This window comes from Microbacterium sp. NPDC055903 (assembly GCF_053615555.1).
Genome location: NZ_JBSHCA010000001.1, coordinates 1,493,213 through 1,508,504 on the forward strand (window position 1 = coordinate 1,493,213; position 15,292 = coordinate 1,508,504).

Annotated in this window: 13 protein-coding genes; 8 read left to right on the forward strand and 5 right to left on the reverse strand. The window is 70.3% G+C overall.

All coding sequences use genetic code 11. From position 1 onward, the window contains the following. Positions 1-90 precede the first annotated feature (90 nt). The 3 genes from ACWGJP_RS06875 to ACWGJP_RS06885 all read left to right on the forward strand — a co-directional run bounded on the left by ACWGJP_RS06875 (position 91) and on the right by ACWGJP_RS06885 (position 3,920). Positions 91-1,299 (forward strand): glycosyltransferase, encoded by a 1,209-nt coding sequence (locus tag ACWGJP_RS06875; protein ID WP_452329003.1) that lies wholly within the window; start codon positions 91-93, stop codon positions 1,297-1,299. Between the two features lie 8 nt (positions 1,300-1,307). Next, positions 1,308-2,615: a glycosyltransferase family 4 protein gene (locus ACWGJP_RS06880; protein ID WP_452329004.1), complete on the forward strand. Its 1,308-nt coding sequence runs from the start codon at positions 1,308-1,310 to the stop codon at positions 2,613-2,615. A gap of 177 nt (positions 2,616-2,792) precedes the next feature. Then, positions 2,793-3,920 (forward strand): AI-2E family transporter, encoded by a 1,128-nt coding sequence (locus ACWGJP_RS06885; RefSeq protein WP_452329005.1) that lies wholly within the window; start codon positions 2,793-2,795, stop codon positions 3,918-3,920. On the opposite strand, the gene ACWGJP_RS06890 is transcribed toward ACWGJP_RS06885, so the two are convergent. Together ACWGJP_RS06890 and ACWGJP_RS06895 are read right to left on the reverse strand one after the other, a co-directional pair. Continuing rightward, complete coding sequence (locus tag ACWGJP_RS06890) at positions 3,921-4,439, reverse strand: hypothetical protein (protein WP_452329006.1); 519 nt, start codon at positions 4,437-4,439, stop codon at positions 3,921-3,923. Positions 4,440-4,466: 27 nt separating this feature from the next. Next, the gene (locus ACWGJP_RS06895; RefSeq protein ID WP_452329007.1) at positions 4,467-4,625 is read right to left on the reverse strand and encodes a hypothetical protein; all 159 of its coding nucleotides are present in this window, start codon (positions 4,623-4,625) and stop codon (positions 4,467-4,469) included. A gap of 111 nt (positions 4,626-4,736) precedes the next feature. On the opposite strand from ACWGJP_RS06895, the gene ACWGJP_RS06900 reads away from it, so the two are divergent. Beyond that, positions 4,737-5,702: a GlxA family transcriptional regulator gene (locus ACWGJP_RS06900; RefSeq protein WP_452329008.1), complete on the forward strand. Its 966-nt coding sequence runs from the start codon at positions 4,737-4,739 to the stop codon at positions 5,700-5,702. A gap of 308 nt (positions 5,703-6,010) precedes the next feature. Here ACWGJP_RS06900 and ACWGJP_RS06905 read toward each other — a convergent pair whose 3' ends face one another. Next, positions 6,011-6,694 carry an NRDE family protein gene (locus ACWGJP_RS06905; protein WP_452329009.1) on the reverse strand — a complete coding sequence of 228 codons (684 nt, stop codon included), beginning with the start codon at positions 6,692-6,694 and terminating at the stop codon, positions 6,011-6,013. A gap of 82 nt (positions 6,695-6,776) precedes the next feature. Here ACWGJP_RS06905 and coaBC point away from each other — a divergent pair, with 82 nt between their 5' ends. The 3 genes from coaBC (at position 6,777) to ACWGJP_RS06920 (ending at position 11,285) form a co-directional block, all read left to right on the forward strand. Then, on the forward strand, positions 6,777-7,973 hold the full coding sequence (coaBC, locus tag ACWGJP_RS06910) for a bifunctional phosphopantothenoylcysteine decarboxylase/phosphopantothenate--cysteine ligase CoaBC (RefSeq protein ID WP_452329010.1): 1,197 nt from the start codon (positions 6,777-6,779) through the stop codon (positions 7,971-7,973). 55 nt (positions 7,974-8,028) lie between these two features. Further along, a complete protein-coding gene (locus ACWGJP_RS06915) occupies positions 8,029-10,173 on the forward strand; it encodes an ATP-dependent Clp protease ATP-binding subunit (RefSeq protein WP_452329011.1) in 2,145 nt (714 codons plus the stop codon). Between the two features lie 110 nt (positions 10,174-10,283). Further along, positions 10,284-11,285 carry an AraC-like ligand-binding domain-containing protein gene (locus tag ACWGJP_RS06920; protein WP_452329012.1) on the forward strand — a complete coding sequence of 334 codons (1,002 nt, stop codon included), beginning with the start codon at positions 10,284-10,286 and terminating at the stop codon, positions 11,283-11,285. 32 nt (positions 11,286-11,317) lie between these two features. Here the strand turns inward: ACWGJP_RS06920 and ACWGJP_RS06925 are convergent, their stop codons facing one another. After that, positions 11,318-12,880: a GMC family oxidoreductase gene (locus ACWGJP_RS06925; RefSeq protein WP_452329013.1), complete on the reverse strand. Its 1,563-nt coding sequence runs from the start codon at positions 12,878-12,880 to the stop codon at positions 11,318-11,320. A 211-nt stretch (positions 12,881-13,091) separates the two neighbouring features. Between ACWGJP_RS06925 and ACWGJP_RS06930 the strand changes: the two genes are divergently transcribed. Continuing rightward, positions 13,092-14,504 carry an aldehyde dehydrogenase family protein gene (locus ACWGJP_RS06930; protein WP_452329014.1) on the forward strand — a complete coding sequence of 471 codons (1,413 nt, stop codon included), beginning with the start codon at positions 13,092-13,094 and terminating at the stop codon, positions 14,502-14,504. A gap of 129 nt (positions 14,505-14,633) precedes the next feature. Here ACWGJP_RS06930 and ACWGJP_RS06935 read toward each other — a convergent pair whose 3' ends face one another. Next, positions 14,634-15,221 (reverse strand): nitroreductase family protein, encoded by a 588-nt coding sequence (locus ACWGJP_RS06935; protein ID WP_452329015.1) that lies wholly within the window; start codon positions 15,219-15,221, stop codon positions 14,634-14,636. Positions 15,222-15,292 lie beyond the last annotated feature (71 nt).

The following is a 15,292-nucleotide window of genomic DNA, read 5'->3' on the forward strand; positions in this document are numbered from 1 at the left end:
CTGCCTCCTCTGGGAGATCAGCCCCCTCGGGTAGAGTGGCGTGCGCCCGACCAGGCTCCCCGTGGCCGCCAGACCGTAAGGCAGCATCCCGTGACCTCATCCGACGATCAGATCGATGCGTCGAACGCTCCCCGTCCGCTGAAGATCCTGATCGGGTGCGACACCTTCGCGCCCGACATCAACGGCGCCGCCCGCTTCGCCGAGCGCCTCGCCGCAGGTCTCGTCCAGCGCGGGCACGACGTGCACGTCGTCGCGCCGAACCAGGCGTACCGCACGGCGAAGGCGCGCACGGAGGTCATCGAAGGCGAGCCGATGACGCTGCACCGGCTGCCGTCGATCCGCTGGGCTCCGCACGACTGGCTGCGCTTCGTCTGGCCCTGGCGGTCGAAGCACTACGCGAGGAAGGTGCTCGACGAGGTGCGCCCTGACGTCGTGCACATCCAGTCGCACATCGTCATCGGCCGCGGGCTCTCGCGCATCGCGCACGAGCGGGGCATCCCGGTCGTCGCGACCAACCACGTGATGGCCGAGAACGTCCTCGAGCACACGCGGATGCCGCAGTTCATCAACGACCTCATCCTGCGGTTCGCCTGGGCGGACGCCAAGCGCACGTTCGACCTCACCCGCGCCGTCACCACACCGACGAGGCGCGCCGCGGACTTCCTCGAGCGCACCGTCGAGGTGTCCGGTGTGATCCCGGTCAGCTGCGGCATCGACCGCAGCCAGTACACCCCCGTCGTCGCGCCGCGGGACGAGAACCGGATCGTGTTCGTCGGCAGGCTCACCGCCGAGAAGCAGGTCGAGGTGATCCTGCAGGCGATGACGAAGCTCGACCCTGCGCTGGACGTGCACTTCGACATCGTCGGCGGCGGCGACCAGGCGAAGAACCTCGAGGCGCTCACCCGCCAGCTCGGTCTCGCCGAGCGGGTCACGTTCCACGGCAGGACCACGGATGGCGAGCTGCGAGCCGTCCTCTCTCGCGCCAGCCTCTTCGTGATCGCCTCGATCGCGGAGCTGCAGTCCATCGCGACGATGGAGGCGATGGCCTCTGCCCTGCCGATCGTCGCCGCCGATGCGGTCGCGCTGCCGCACCTCGTCCACGACGGCGAGAACGGCTACCTCTTCACCCCCGGCGATGCTGATGACCTCGCCGACAAGCTGACCCGTGTCCTCACGGCATCGGATGCCGAATACGCGCGGATGCAGCACGCCTCCCTGGACGGGGTGCTCGTGCACGACATCAACCGCACGCTCGACACCTTCGAGGCCCTCTACCGCGACGAGCCCCTGCCGGAGTAGGAGCCGAGATGCACATCGTCTTCTTCGGCGATCAGCACCTGGAGTCGCTCGGCGGTGCGCAGGTGTCCATGCGGTTGCAGCGGAGATTCCTGGAGCAGGCAGGGCACACCGTGACGGTCGTCGCGCCGCGGATGCACGCGTCGAGGCCGGGGGGCTCGCTGAGCCCGGACTCCCCAGGCTCGCCTTCTGCTAGCTCGCTGAGCCCGTCCTCTTCTAGCTCGCTGAGCCCGTCCTCTTCTAGCTCGCTGAGCTTGTCGAAGCGCGCCGATGCCTACCTCGATACCCCGTCGATCCCGATCACCCTCGACCGGGAGTACTCCATGACGTGGCCGGGGCGAGGTGTCGACCGCTTCCTCGACCACGCCTTCGCCGTCCGCCCGCCGGTGGACGTCGTGCACGTTCAGGCGGATTTCTGGGGGGCGTTCATCGGTCACCGGTTCGCGCATCGTCACGGCATCCCTGTCGTCCACACCATGCACAACAGGGTGGACGTCGGCATGGCCGCCGTCACGCCGCTGCATCGCCCGGCCCTCGCCGTGCTGAACCTCTGGCGTCGCACCGCGATGCGGGGGATCGGCGCCGCCGTGCCCGGCCTCGACGGCTGGGCGTACCTGCGCGGCATCGCGCAGGGCGCGTCGGCCGTGACGGCCCCGTCGGGGCACTTCGCGGCTCGCCTGGAGGAGCACGGCGTCTTCGACCACGTCGACGTGATCTGGAACGGCATCGACGATGAGGTGCGACAGGCGACGCTCGCCGCTCGCGGACCTCGGCAGTCGGGCCGTCCGCGCTTCGTGTGGCTCGGCAGGATGAGCCCCGAGAAGAGGCTGCTGCCGTTCCTGGAAGCGGTCGTCGCCTCCGGCGTCGACGCGGACGTCGAGGTCATCGGCGGCGGCGGGCAGCGCAAGGCCGCGGAGCGCATCGCGCGCGGACACTCCGGCATCCGCTTCGCCGGCAGGCTGACCTACGCCGAGACGCTCGCCAGGATCGCGGCGGCGGACGCTCTCGTGCAGACCTCGATCGGGTTCGAGACGCAGGGGATGACGCCGTTCGAGGCGGCGACGCTCGGGACCCCGTCGGTGATCAGCGATCCCGACATCGCCGCCGAACTGCGGGGCGGGCTGTGGCAGGTGCCTGCGGCATCCGGCACGGAGCCGGAGCGCATCGACGCCCTCGCTCTGACGCTGCGCGAAGCGGCGGCTGACATCGTTGCGGGGCGCTCGCCCGTGCCCGTGCCGGAGGTCGCGGAGGAGTTCCGCCAGTCCTCGCGGACGGCCGCGATGATCGCCGTGTACGAGCGCGTGCTTGCGGAGTCCTGAGGGCTGGCCTGCTCGCGGGCGGCCGGGCTGGTCGCCCGCGGCTGGGTGGTCGCTCGTGGTCGGGATGCGGCGTGCATTGCGGCGTGAAGTGCCAGGTGAAGCGGGCGGCGGTGTGGCGTCGTCAGCGGCGGGGCGTGGACGCGGGAGCATGTCGGCGCGGCGGGCTATCCTGGCCGGGTGACAGGCCCCGCACAGACCTCCGACCGATCGTTCTCACCGAGTCTGCGCGTGCTCCTCACCCTCGCGGCGACGGTGATCGTCATCGCCGGGCTCCACTTCGCCGCACAGATCGTCGGGCCGATCGCTCTCGCCGTCGTCATCGTGATCATCTGCGAGCCCGTGCGCGCACCGCTCGAGCGGCGGGGCTGGCCGCGCTGGCTGTGCTCGACCGCGGTGATCGCGCTGGCATATGTCGTGCTCGCGGCGATGGGAGCGCTGCTGTGGTTCGCAGCCACGCAGTTCGCCCGCCTCATCGCAGAGCTCAGCACGGGCGACGCGCTGACCAGGCAGGTCGACGACATCGTCGGCTGGCTGGAGTCGCTCGGCTTCCTGGAGGAGGCGACGGATGCTGTGGCATCCGCGTTCGATCCCGAGGCCCTTCTCGGCATCGTGCAGAGCGTCGGCGGCGCGATCGTCGGAGTCGCGACGGCGCTGTTCTTCGTCTTCGCCTACATCATCTTCATGGCGGTCGACGCCGCCCGCTACCGGCAGGCGCCCGCGCTGTTCGCCGCGACGAGGGCCGGCGTGCTCGGCCGCATCGTACGACTGAACTCCGGCATCCGGCGGTACTTCGTCGTCAATGCGATCTTCGGTGCGATCGTCGCGATCGTCGACGGGCTGGCGCTGTGGTGGATGGGGGTGCCAGCGCCGCTGGTCTGGGCGATCCTGTCGTTCGTCACGAACTTCGTCCCGAATGTCGGATTCATCCTCGGACTCGTACCGCCCGCGATCCTGGCGTTCTTCGTGGGCGACTGGCCGCTGATGCTGGGTGTGATCGCCGTGTACTGCGTCGCCAACGTCGTGCTGCAGGTGCTCGTCCAGCCGAAGTTCGTCAGCGATGCGGTGGACATCAGCCTGACGCTGAGCTTCTTCTCGGTGATCTTCTGGACCTGGGTGATCGGGCCCCTCGGAGCGATCCTGTCGATCCCGCTCACTCTGCTCACCCGTGCGCTCATCCTGGAACCCAATCCGGATGCGCTCTGGCTGCGATGGCTCTCCGGCGATCGGACGGCCGTCCCGCCGCCGCCTGAACCAGAGCCGGTCGCGGTCAGGGTCAGGCGCCGCCGGCGATGGCCGTGGGGATGATCAGAAGACGGACATGAGCGTGTGCAGTGCGGAGAGCAGGAAGCTGAAGAGGCCGCCGAACACTCCCGCGATGCCGAGCCCGGTGGCGATGCCGGCTGCGCCCCGCGGTGCGTCACGACGGCGCAGGCCGATGATCCCGAGGATGAGGGCGACCACGGCCGCCAGTGTCGAGAGGACCGAGCCGATCCCGTTGACGACGCCGTACGCCTCGTAACCGCCCAGCGAACCGGAGTAGAGCAGTGCCTGGGTGGCGATCGCGAAGATCCCGCCGAGGGCGAGGCCGATGATGCCGATGATCAGCCCCGCGCGCCCCGCGCCGTTGCCGGCGCCCGCCGTGGGCCCCGCGGCCGGGTACGCCGGCGTCGCCGGGTAGCCGGCCGGTGCGGCCTGGGCGGATCCGGGGTAGCTCGGCTGGGTCGGATACCCGGGTGCCTGAGCGGGGTAGCCGTTCTGCGGCGCGGCGTACGGGGGCTGCTGGGGCGCCGGCTGCGGGACGCCCGACTGCTGAGGATCGCTCATGCCGCCGAGCATAGCGCGGGGCTCGGACTAGGGCAGGATGCGGGGGCCGGCGGCCGCATCCTCGTCCCGTCCGGATACGCGCGTCCAATCCGTCGCGCAGGGGCCGTAGCCGTCACGGCGCACCTCCACGAGCGTCGCGACGGCGGCCCAGATGGCGAGGGCGGCGAGGAGCAGGAGGAAGATCATGGCAGAAACGCTATGCTCGACAGATTCATGCCACGAGTGGCAGAATGGTCATGGTTCGCGCGAAAACTGCCACCCCTGTTCGGGTGCCGTGGAACGAGGAAGAAGGATGCCATGAAGACGGTCGCCTGTGTCGTGCAGGACGGATTCGCACCGTTCGAGTTCGGAGTCGCCTGCGAGGCCTTCGGTCTGGATCGCTCCTCCGACGGCGTGCCGAACTTCGACTTCCGCGTCGTCGCACCCCGGCCGGGCATCGTCGCATCGAAACTGGGCTTCTCCCTCAACGTGGAGCACGACCTGGCCTTCGCCTACGAGGCCGATCTCGTCGTGGTCTGCCCGCTGCCCCGCGAGCGCTGGGCTGGCATCGACCCGCTCGTGCTGGATGCGGTGCGCCACGCCGCCGCGCGCGGCGCATGGCTGCTGAGCGTCTGCAGCGGATCGTTCATCCTCGCGGCATCCGGCGTCCTCGACGGGCGGAGGGCGACGACGCACTGGATGTACGCGGACACCATGGCCGAGATGTATCCGCAGATCGACGTCGACCCTGACGTCCTCTTCGTCCAGGACGGCAGGATCATCACCAGCGCGGGAACGGCCGCAGGGCTGGATGCCTGCCTGCACCTGCTCCGCCAGGAGATCGGCGCAGAGCTGACCAACCGGGTGGCGAGACGCATGGTGGTTCCCCCGCAGCGGGACGGTGGTCAGGCGCAGTTCATCGACCGCCCTCTCCCCGCGGTGCAGAACGACTCACTGGCCCTCGTGACCGATTGGGCGATGGAGAACCTGCGCGAGGATCTCTCCGTCGAGCAGCTCGCCTATCGCGCGCACATGTCGCCTCGGACGTTCGCGCGTCGGTTCAAGGCCGAGCACGGTGCGACGCCTGCCGCATGGCTGGCCAGGCAGCGCATCATCCAGGCGCAGCGGATGCTGGAGCGCACCGACCTCGGCCTCGACCGCATCGCCGCCGAATGCGGGTTCGGATCGGCGGCCGTGCTGCGGCAGAACTTCCACCGGGTGCTGGGGACGACGCCGACGGCCTACCGCGCGACGTTCTCCTGCACGCAGGATTCCGCCGCCTGAGCGCCGGCTCGCTGCTGCCGTAGCTCGCTGAGCCTGTCGAAGCGTGCAGCTCGCTGAGCCCTGCCCCCGGCCTAGCTCGCTGAGCCTGTCGAAGCGTGTAGCTCGCTGAGCTTGTCGAAGCGTGCGGCGGGCTCCCTTCGACAGGCTCAGGGAGCGGGAAGCGGGGCTCAGGGGGACGGGGCGGGGCCGAGAAGGCGGCTTGCTGAGCTCGCCCCTGTGTAGCTCGCTGAGCTTGTCGAAGCGTGCGGTGGGCTCCCTTCGACAGGCTCAGGGAGCGGGAAGCGGGGCTCAGGGAGCGTGCGGTGGACTCAGGGAGCGGGGCTCCAGTGGCCGGGTCGGGGGAGGGCGGCATCCTCGACCGCGACGCCATCGGCCGTCACCGTCGCCGTGCAGTACAGCAGTGACTGCGTCGGGTAGCCGTGCGGACGGTTGTCGCGGATGATCGCTCGGTCGTCCTCGGCGGGCAGTTCCGCCGTCTCTGCGAGCAGCTGCGTCCACGCATCCGGGTCTGTCGAGCGGAACCTCTGCAGCCAGGCCGCGATGCGCGGCGTCCCCTGATCGTCGAGCTCGTCGTGGGCGATCATGTGGATGCCCTGATCGATCGGCGTCTCACGGAGGCGCTCGCCGTCCCAGGTGATGACGCGTGCGGCATCCGGTGTGGCCTCGACGAGGTTGAACCCGTGCATCCGCGGCGACCCCTGCGGCGACCGTCCTGCGACGGACTCCAGGGCGAGGGAACCCCGCGAGAGGGCGTCCTCGGGTGCGAGGTCGAGCACGTCGGCGCGGTTGAGAAGGACGGCGAGGCGGTGCTCTGCGGGGTTCACGGCGAGCCACGCGCCGCCCGCTCGCCTGTCGCGGATGCCGATCACGCCGGGGTACGCGTCCGGCCACCACTTGCCGAGATGGTCCCAGGAGCGTTCCGGGTCCTCGTCGCGCACGGCGAGCAGGCGCGAGGCCCCGGAATCCGCGACGTCGATGATCACCGTGCACACGCGGACCAGCCTATCCGCCCGATGTGTGCGCGGTCCTCGCCGGACGGCCCCGTGACAGGCCGCGGCAGGGGAGTATGGACGCATGAACATCGTCGTCGGAGTCACGGGCGGCATCGCCGCGTACAAGACGGTCCACCTGGTGCGACTGCTCATCAAGGCGGGGCACGATGTCACCGTCATCCCCACCGAAGACGCGTTGCGCTTCGTCGGCCTTCCCACCTGGGAGGCGATCAGCCGCAACCCGGTCACCACGAGCGTGCACGACGACGTCGCGCGCGTGCGCCACGTCGCCGTCGGCCAGGCGGCCGATCTCGTCATCGTCGCCCCGGCGACGGCCAACACGATCGCCAGGATGGCTGCCGGGATCGCCGACGACCTGCTCGGCACCACCCTGCTCTCTACGACCGCGCCCGTGGTGATCGCACCGGCCATGCACACCGAGATGTGGCGGCATCCGGCCACGCAGGCCAACGTCGCGACCCTGCGCGAGCGCGGCGTCGGCATCCTCGGGCCGGACGATGGCGAGCTGACCGGCGGCGACGCCGGTCCTGGTCGGATGCTCGAACCGGACGTGATCGGTGAGCGCGCGCTCGCGGTGCTTGCCCCGAAGGACCTCGCCGGCCTCAGGGTTGTCGTCTCCGCAGGCGGCACGCGGGAGCCGATCGACCCGGTGCGCTTCCTCGGGAACCGTTCCAGCGGGCGCCAGGGTGCGGCGCTCGCCGCAGAGGCGGCCGCGCGCGGGGCCGCCGTGGTCCTCGTCGCCGCGAACATCGCCGCCGAGGTCCTCGCGGATGCTCACGGCGTCGAGGTGCGGGCGGCGGGCTCGGCATCCGAGCTGTCCGTCGCGATGAAGGATGCCGCGTCCGACGCCGATGTCGTGATCATGGCCGCCGCGGTCGCCGATTATCGGCCGGCGCAGGCATCCGATCAGAAGCTCACCAAGGAGGCGGGCGTGCTCACACGCATCGACCTCGTGGAGAACGAGGACATCGTCGCCTCGCTCGCCGCGGCGAGGCCGGTCGGTCAGACCGTCGTCGCCTTCGCCGCCGAGACGCTGCGCGATGCGCAGGAGCGCAGGGCGCGCGCCAGGCGCAAGCGCGAACGCAAGGGCGTGGACCTGCTCGTCGTGAACCTCGCCGATGCCGAGCATGGGTTCGAGAAGGCGGACAACGCGGTGGAGGTCATCGGTGCGGGCGGGGAGGTCGTGGCTGATGCTGTCGGCTCGAAGCGTCACGTCGCCCATGTCGTCTGGGACGCCGTGCTCGCCGCTCGGCGCTAGTGCTAAACTTGAGCCAACTTCACTCAAGTTTGAAAAGGAGCCCCAGGAGGAACAGATGACCACGCCCCAGACCGACGACCAGCAGTCCGCCCTCGAGCAGTTCGGCATCAACCTGACCGACCGCGCCAGGCAGGGAAGGCTCGACCCCGTGATCGGCCGTGACAGCGAGATCCGGCGCGTCAGCCAGGTGCTCACCCGGCGCACGAAGAACAACCCCGTGCTCATCGGCGAGCCGGGCGTCGGCAAGACCGCCGTCGTCGAGGGCCTCGCACAGCGCATCGTCGCCGGCGACGTCGCCGAGTCGCTCAAGGACAAGGAGCTGATCACCCTCGACATCTCGGCCCTCGTGGCAGGGGCCATGTACCGCGGCCAGTTCGAGGAGCGTCTGAAGCAGGTCCTGAAGGAGATCACCGAGTCCGACGGGAAGGTGATCACCTTCATCGACGAGCTGCACACCCTCATGGGCGCCGACGGCGGAGAGGGGTCCGTGGCGGCATCCAACATGCTCAAGCCGATGCTCGCGCGCGGCGAGCTGCGGCTGATCGGTGCGACGACGCTGAACGAGTACCGCGAGTACATCGAGAAGGATGCCGCGCTGGAGCGCCGATTCCAGCAGGTGTACGTCGGCGAGCCGTCCGTCGAGGACACCATCGCGATCCTTCGCGGACTCAAGGAGCGCTACGAGGCGCACCACAAGGTCGCCATCGCCGACGGAGCCCTGGTCGCCGCCGCGTCCCTGTCGAACCGGTACCTGCCCTCCCGTCAGCTGCCGGACAAGGCCATCGACCTCATCGACGAGGCGGCATCGCGCCTGCGCATGGAGATCGACTCGGCCCCCGTCGAGATCGACGAGCTGCGTCGGCATGTCGACCGCCTGAAGCTCGAGGAGCTCGCCCTCAAGCGCGAGAAGGACGCGGCATCCAAGGAGCGCCTCGCCGCACTGCGCGAGGATCTCGCCGGCGAGGAGGCACGGCTGAAGGAGCTGCAGGCGCGCTGGGAGCGCGAACGTGCATCGCTGAACCGCGTCGGTGATCTGAAGACCCGCCTCGATGCGGCGCGCAGCGACGCAGAGCGCGCGCAGCGCGAGGGCAACCTCGAGAAGGCGTCCCGGCTGCTGTACGCCGAGATCCCCGGGCTCGAGCGCGAGCTCATGGAGGCCGAGCGCTCCGAGGCTTCCGAGGACGGCGCCGAGCGACGGATGGTCAACGAGCAGGTCACCGACGAGGACATCGCGGGCGTGATCGCGGCGTGGACGGGCATCCCGGTCGGCCGACTCCTGCAGGGGGAGAGCGAGAAGCTGCTGCACCTGGAGGCCGAGCTCGGCAAGCGCCTGATCGGTCAGAAGGAGGCCGTCGCGGCCGTGTCGGATGCCGTCCGCCGCTCGCGCGCGGGCATCAGCGACCCCGGTCGCCCCACCGGATCGTTCCTGTTCCTCGGACCGACCGGCGTCGGAAAGACGGAGCTCGCCAAGGCCCTCGCGGAGTTCCTCTTCGACGATGAGCACGCCATGGTGCGCATCGACATGTCCGAGTACGGCGAGAAGCACTCCGTCTCCCGACTCGTCGGCGCCCCTCCCGGATACGTCGGATACGAGCAGGGCGGCCAGCTCACCGAAGCCGTCCGGCGCCGCCCGTACAGCGTGGTGCTCCTCGACGAGGTCGAGAAGGCGCACCCCGAGGTGTTCGACGTGCTGCTGCAGGTGCTCGACGATGGCCGGCTCACCGACGGGCAGGGCCGCACGGTCGACTTCTCCAACGTCATCCTCATCCTCACGAGCAACATCGGCTCGCCGATCCTCATCGATCCGACGCTGTCGGTCGAGGTCAAGCGCGAAGAGGTCATGGCGCTGGTGCGACAGGCCTTCCGCCCGGAGTTCCTCAACCGCCTCGACGACGTGGTGATGTTCCAGGCGCTGAGCGAGGACGACCTCGCCCAGATCGTGGAGCTGTCCATCGATCAGCTGCAGCGCAGGCTGCATGAGCGCCGGCTCACGCTCGCGGTGACGCCGGATGCGCGGTCGTGGCTCGCCGAACGCGGCTACGACCCGATCTTCGGGGCTCGTCCGCTGCGGCGCCTCATCCAGACGGAGGTGCAGAACCGGCTCGCCACGGCGCTGCTCTCGGGCGGCGTGCGCGATGGCGACACCGTGCGGGTGGATGTGGCCGCCGACGGTTCAGGGCTCGTGCTCACGACCGTGTGAGCCGAGGCAGGCGCAGGCAAGGGTCGCCGTCGGGTGCGGTGGCCCTTGCCTCTTCCCGACCGATCGTTCAGTATTGAGGGATCATCGCTCACGAGGAAGTGGAGCATCGTGTGATCACCGACGTCGTCCCCGCCGGCAGCGCCGCATCCGCCAGAGCCGTCCTGGACTGCTCCATGGTGCAGGCCTCCGAGCGGTTCGACGCCTGGTCGGCCGCCGTCGCGGAGAACTTCGTGCCGTTGGCCGCGATGCCCAAGGAGCGCGACGACATCGGGTTCGCCGGACGCCTGGTCTCGCAGCCCATCGGCCGCGCGGAGATCAGCACGGTGCACGGCTCGGCCGTGGCGGTGCAGCGCAGCTCCAAGATGATCGCGCGCAGCGACCCCGGCCACATCAAGCTCGGGCTGCAGCTGCGCGGTTACAGCGTCATCTCGCAGGACGGGCGGGATGCGGCCCTCGCCCCGGGCGACTTCGCCCTCTACGACACGACCAGGCCCTACCTGCTGGACTTCGAGGACACCTTCGCCATGTTCGTGGTGATGTTCCCCATCGATCTGCTCCGCATCGACCGCAGGACGCTCGCGACCGTCACGGCGTCGCGGTTCTCCGGGCGCCGGGGACTGGGGGCGGTGACGTCCACGTTCCTCGCGGAGATGAGCAGGCAGCTCGACGATGAGCCGCTCGGCGGCGGCATGCCCCTGTCGGACGCGGTGTTCGACCTGCTGACCGCCACCCTCGCCGAGCGGATCGGTGCGTCGGCCGGTGAGGAGGCATCGCACCGTCGCGCGCTGCTGCTGCGGATCGAGGCGTACATCGCCGACCGGCTCGCCGACACCACCCTGACGGTCAGCGCGGTGGCCGACGCGCACCACGTCTCGCTGCGCTATCTGCAGAAGCTGTTCGAGGAGAACGGCGAGACGGCCAGCGGATGGATCCGGCGGCGGCGGTTGGAGCAGGCCCGCCGAGACCTCGCCAATCCGGTGCTCCAGGCCCGCAGCGTCGCAGCGATCGGGGCGGGATGCGGCTTCGCGGACGCCGCCGGTTTCGCGCGCGCCTTCCGCGGGGAGTACGGCGCGTCGCCGAGCGAGTTCAGAGCGGCCTCTCGCGCGGCGTGAACGGGGCCGGCGCGCAGCCGGCCCCGTTCTGGTCAGACGACCGCGGCCTCTCGGGCGGAGGACGCCGCGACGGCGGCGGCATCGGCGAGCAGGAGGTCGGATGCCTTCTCGCCGACCATGATCGAGGGTGCGTTCGTGTTGGCGCTGGGCACAGAGGGCATGATCGAGGCATCCGCCACGCGCAGACCCTCGACGCCGCGCACCCGCAGGCTCGGATCGACCACGGACCGCTCGTCGACGCCCATCCGGCACGTGCCGACCTGGTGGTGGTAGGTGCCGGCCGTCCGGCGGCAGAAGTCGCGCAGCTGGTCACGGGAGACGACGTCCGGTCCCGGCGCGAACTCCGACGCGCGCATCCCGGCGAAGGCATCCTGCCCGCCGATCTCGCGGCTGAGGATCACGGCATCCACCATCGCCTCGAGGTCGCGCTCATCGGCGAAGATGTTCGGATCGACCAACGGCGCCGCGGCGGCGTCCGCGGAGGCGAGCTTCAGCGTGCCGCGCGAGTACGGCCGCACGATCCCCGCCGCGATCGTGTAGCCGTGTTCGGGGACGGCACCGCCATCGGTCGGGTACGGCAGGTGGATGAACAGCGGCTGCAGGTCGGGCGCCGGCCCATCCCAGGCGCTGCTGCGGGCGAACAGCTGGCTCTCCAGGAGGTTGTTGCGGCCGGCCGGGACCGGCGCGTTCGCCTCGTAGATGACGCTCACGAGCAGGTGGTCGTGCAGGTTCTCGCCCACGCCGGGCACATCGGCGACGACGGGGATGCCGAGCGCCTCGAGGTCGGCGGCCGGTCCGATGCCGCTGAGCAGCAGGATCTTCGGTGAGCCGATGGCGCCGCCCGAGAGGATGACCTCCTTCTCGGCGCGCGCCTGGTGAGTCATGCCGCCGGCGGAGTATTCGACGCCGACGGCACGACCGTCCTCGATCACGACCCGGTGCACGAGCGCTCCCGTCGTCACGGTGAGCGCTGGATGATCGATCACCGGCACGATGAAGCTCTGCCAGGCGCTGGCGCGCCGACCGTCGCGGGTCGTGGTGTGGTTGAAGCCGACGCCGTCCAGCGGGCCTGTGTTGAAGTCCTCGGTCTCGGGGATGCCGACCGTCTTCGCCGCGTCCACGAAGGCCTGCGCGGCGGGATGCCTGGTCTCCACGGCGATGCGCTCCACGTGCAGCGGTCCGCCGGTGCCGTGGTGCGCGCTCGCTCCGTCCGCATGGTCCTCGGAGCGCAGGAACAGCGGTTCGACGTCGGCCCAGCTCCACCCCTCTGCGCCTTCCGCTGCCCACGAGTCGTAGTCGCTGGCGTGCCCGCGCATATAGATCATGCCGTTGAGCGAGCTGCTGCCGCCGAGCGTCTTGCCGCGCGGCCAGTACAGCGGGCGATCCGCGGCGTGCGCCTGCGGGACGGTCATCACGGCCCAGTCGTTCTCCGACATGAGCAGGGCGGGCCAGCCCTGCGGGCTGTGGATGTTCGGGTCGCCGTCGACCGGCCCTGCTTCGATGACGTGCACGCTGTGTCCGGCATCCAGGAGCCGACGGGCGACGACGCTTCCCGCCGAACCGGCTCCGACGACGATGTAGTCGCTGGTGGGCATTGTGTTCCTCCTCGAACGAATGCGAGGCCGGGGGCATCCGGCCGATCTCCACTATCCGCCGCCTCAGGACGCGCTCGCTGTGCCGCACGCGCACGACGGCATGCACCGCGCGCACGACTGCCACGCCGGCATCCCCCTGCGCCGCCGCGGCGATCTAGCATGCTGTGCGACGGGACGCCGACGTCCCTCGCGATCAACCTGGAGGAAGACCATGTCGACCACTGCGATGTCGATCCTGGACAGCATCACCGTTTCGGAGGGCACCGGCCGGGCGATCCCCGACGCGGCCACCCGCGAGATCATCGGCCACGCGCCCGTGCATACCGTCGCGGACCTGGACGCGGCCATCGCCGCCGCCCGTGAGGCGCAGCCCGCCTGGAACGCCCTCGGCCACGCCGAGCGCTCGCGCATCCTGAACGCGATCGCCGATGACATCGAGGCGAACGCCGAGGAGCTCGCGCACCTGCTCTCCCGCGAGCAGGGCAAGCCCCTGGACGGCCCGAACGCCCGGTTCGAGGTCGGCGCCTCCGCCACGTGGACCCGTAACGCCGCAGACACCGTGCTCGAGCCGGAGGTCGTGTTCGAGGCCGGAGAGTCGCGCGCGGTCGTCACCTACGATCCGCTGGGCGTCGTCGGCGCGATCGGGCCGTGGAACTGGCCGATGATGATCACGGTGTGGCAGATCGCCCCTTCGCTGCGGATGGGCAACACCGTCGTCGTGAAGCCGAGCGAGTACACCCCGCTCTCCGTGCTCGCGCTCGCCGAGATCTACAACCGCCACCTGCCGGATGGCGTCCTCACGGTGATCTCGGGCGACCGTGAGGCGGGAGCTGCGATGGCCGGTCATCCCGGGCTCGACAAGATCATGTTCACAGGGTCGACGGCGACCGGGCGGCGGATCGTGGAGGCATCCGCGGGCAACCTCGCCCGCCTCACGCTCGAGCTCGGCGGCAACGATGCGGGCATCATCCTGCCAGGCACCGACGTCGCGGCCATCGCGGACAACCTGTTCTGGGGATGCTTCATCAACACCGGCCAGACCTGCGCGGCCCTCAAGCGCCTGTACGTGCACGACTCCGTCTACGACGAGGTCGTCGACACGCTCGCCGGCATGGCGAAGGTCATGCCGATGGGCAATGGACTGCAGGAGGGCAACGTCCTCGGACCGCTGCAGAACGAGAAGCAGTTCGACATCGTCCGCGGACTCGTCGACGACGCGCGCGCGGCCGGAGCCAGGATCGTCGTGGGCGGTGAGCCGGCGACTGAGCTCGGACCGCTGTTCTACCGCGCCACCGTCGTGGCGGACATCGAGGACGGCACGGCCCTCGTCGACGATGAGCAGTTCGGCCCGGTGATCCCGGTGATCCGCTACTCGGACGTGGACGACGCCGTGCGTCGGGCGAACGCATCCAGCCAGGGGCTCGGCGCCTCCGTCTGGTCGGACGATGCGGATGCCGCGACGCAGATCGCCGCCCGCATCCAGGCCGGCACGGTCTGGATCAACAACCACGGCGCCATCAACCCCGTCGTCCCGTTCGGCGGGATCAAGGCCTCCGGCTACGGCCAGGAGTTCGGGGTCGCGGGGCTCAAGGCGGTCTCCAACCCGAAGGTGATCTCCCGCTGATCCCCGGGCGGGGATGCTCGTCCCCGTACCGAAGACCGGATGCCCCCGGCGCGTCGGCTCCCCGAAGGGGGGCGACGCGCCGGGGGCATCCGGGATTCCCGCACGACGCGACCGCGCGGGACGCGGGTTTCAGGCGCTGAGGATGACGCTCTCGTCGACCGGACGGCGCACGCGCGGGGCGACCTCGCGCTGCTGGAGCACCTCCGGGAGCGCCTCGACGTCACCGAACTCGCCGACGGCGATGACGGTGACGGCCGAGAAGCGCGGTGCGAGGTCGGCGAACTCGCGGACCACCTCCGCGTCGAAGCCGCTCATCTGGTGGACGTAGAGGCCCTCGTGGTGGGCCTGCACGGAGAAGTGCGCGACGGCCTGGCCCAGGTCGTAGATCGCGTGAGTGATCGGGGTGCCGTCCTCGGACGCCGTCTCGGCGACCGCGACGACGAGCACCGCGGCGTTGCCCGCCCACGCCTGGTTGAAGCCGACCAGCGCGTCGACGATCTGCGCGTGCAGGGCGGTGCCGCGGCGGGCGACGATGAAGCGCCACGGCTGGGTGTTGTTGGCCGAGGGCGTCCAGCGGGCGGCCTCCAGGGACGCCGCGAGCTTGGACTCGTCGATGGCGCTCGTCGCATCGAAGGCGCGCGGGCTCCAGCGCCCGGCCAGGACGTCGAGCACGGGGTGGTCGGTGGGGGCGGTGCGGTCGAGGAGGGGAGTGGACATGGTCGGCCTTTCGGGGTTCATACGCTGATGCCGACGCCATCGTCCGCGCTCTCACCCAGGCTAAACCTGTG

Bases quoted from the DNA above. Each gene is read 5' to 3' on its own strand.
- ACWGJP_RS06915 (WP_452329011.1), top strand. From the start codon at position 8,029: ATGACCACGCCCCAGACCGACGACCAGCAGTCCGCCCTCGAGCAGTTC.
- ACWGJP_RS06900 (WP_452329008.1), top strand. From the start codon at position 4,737: ATGAAGACGGTCGCCTGTGTCGTGCAGGACGGATTCGCACCGTTCGAG.
- ACWGJP_RS06895 (WP_452329007.1), bottom strand. From the start codon at position 4,625: ATGATCTTCCTCCTGCTCCTCGCCGCCCTCGCCATCTGGGCCGCCGTC.
- ACWGJP_RS06930 (WP_452329014.1), top strand. From the start codon at position 13,092: ATGTCGACCACTGCGATGTCGATCCTGGACAGCATCACCGTTTCGGAG.
- ACWGJP_RS06890 (WP_452329006.1), bottom strand. From the start codon at position 4,439: ATGAGCGATCCTCAGCAGTCGGGCGTCCCGCAGCCGGCGCCCCAGCAG.
- ACWGJP_RS06880 (WP_452329004.1), top strand. From the start codon at position 1,308: ATGCACATCGTCTTCTTCGGCGATCAGCACCTGGAGTCGCTCGGCGGT.
- coaBC (WP_452329010.1), top strand. From the start codon at position 6,777: ATGAACATCGTCGTCGGAGTCACGGGCGGCATCGCCGCGTACAAGACG.
- ACWGJP_RS06935 (WP_452329015.1), bottom strand. From the start codon at position 15,221: ATGTCCACTCCCCTCCTCGACCGCACCGCCCCCACCGACCACCCCGTG.
- ACWGJP_RS06925 (WP_452329013.1), bottom strand. From the start codon at position 12,880: ATGCCCACCAGCGACTACATCGTCGTCGGAGCCGGTTCGGCGGGAAGC.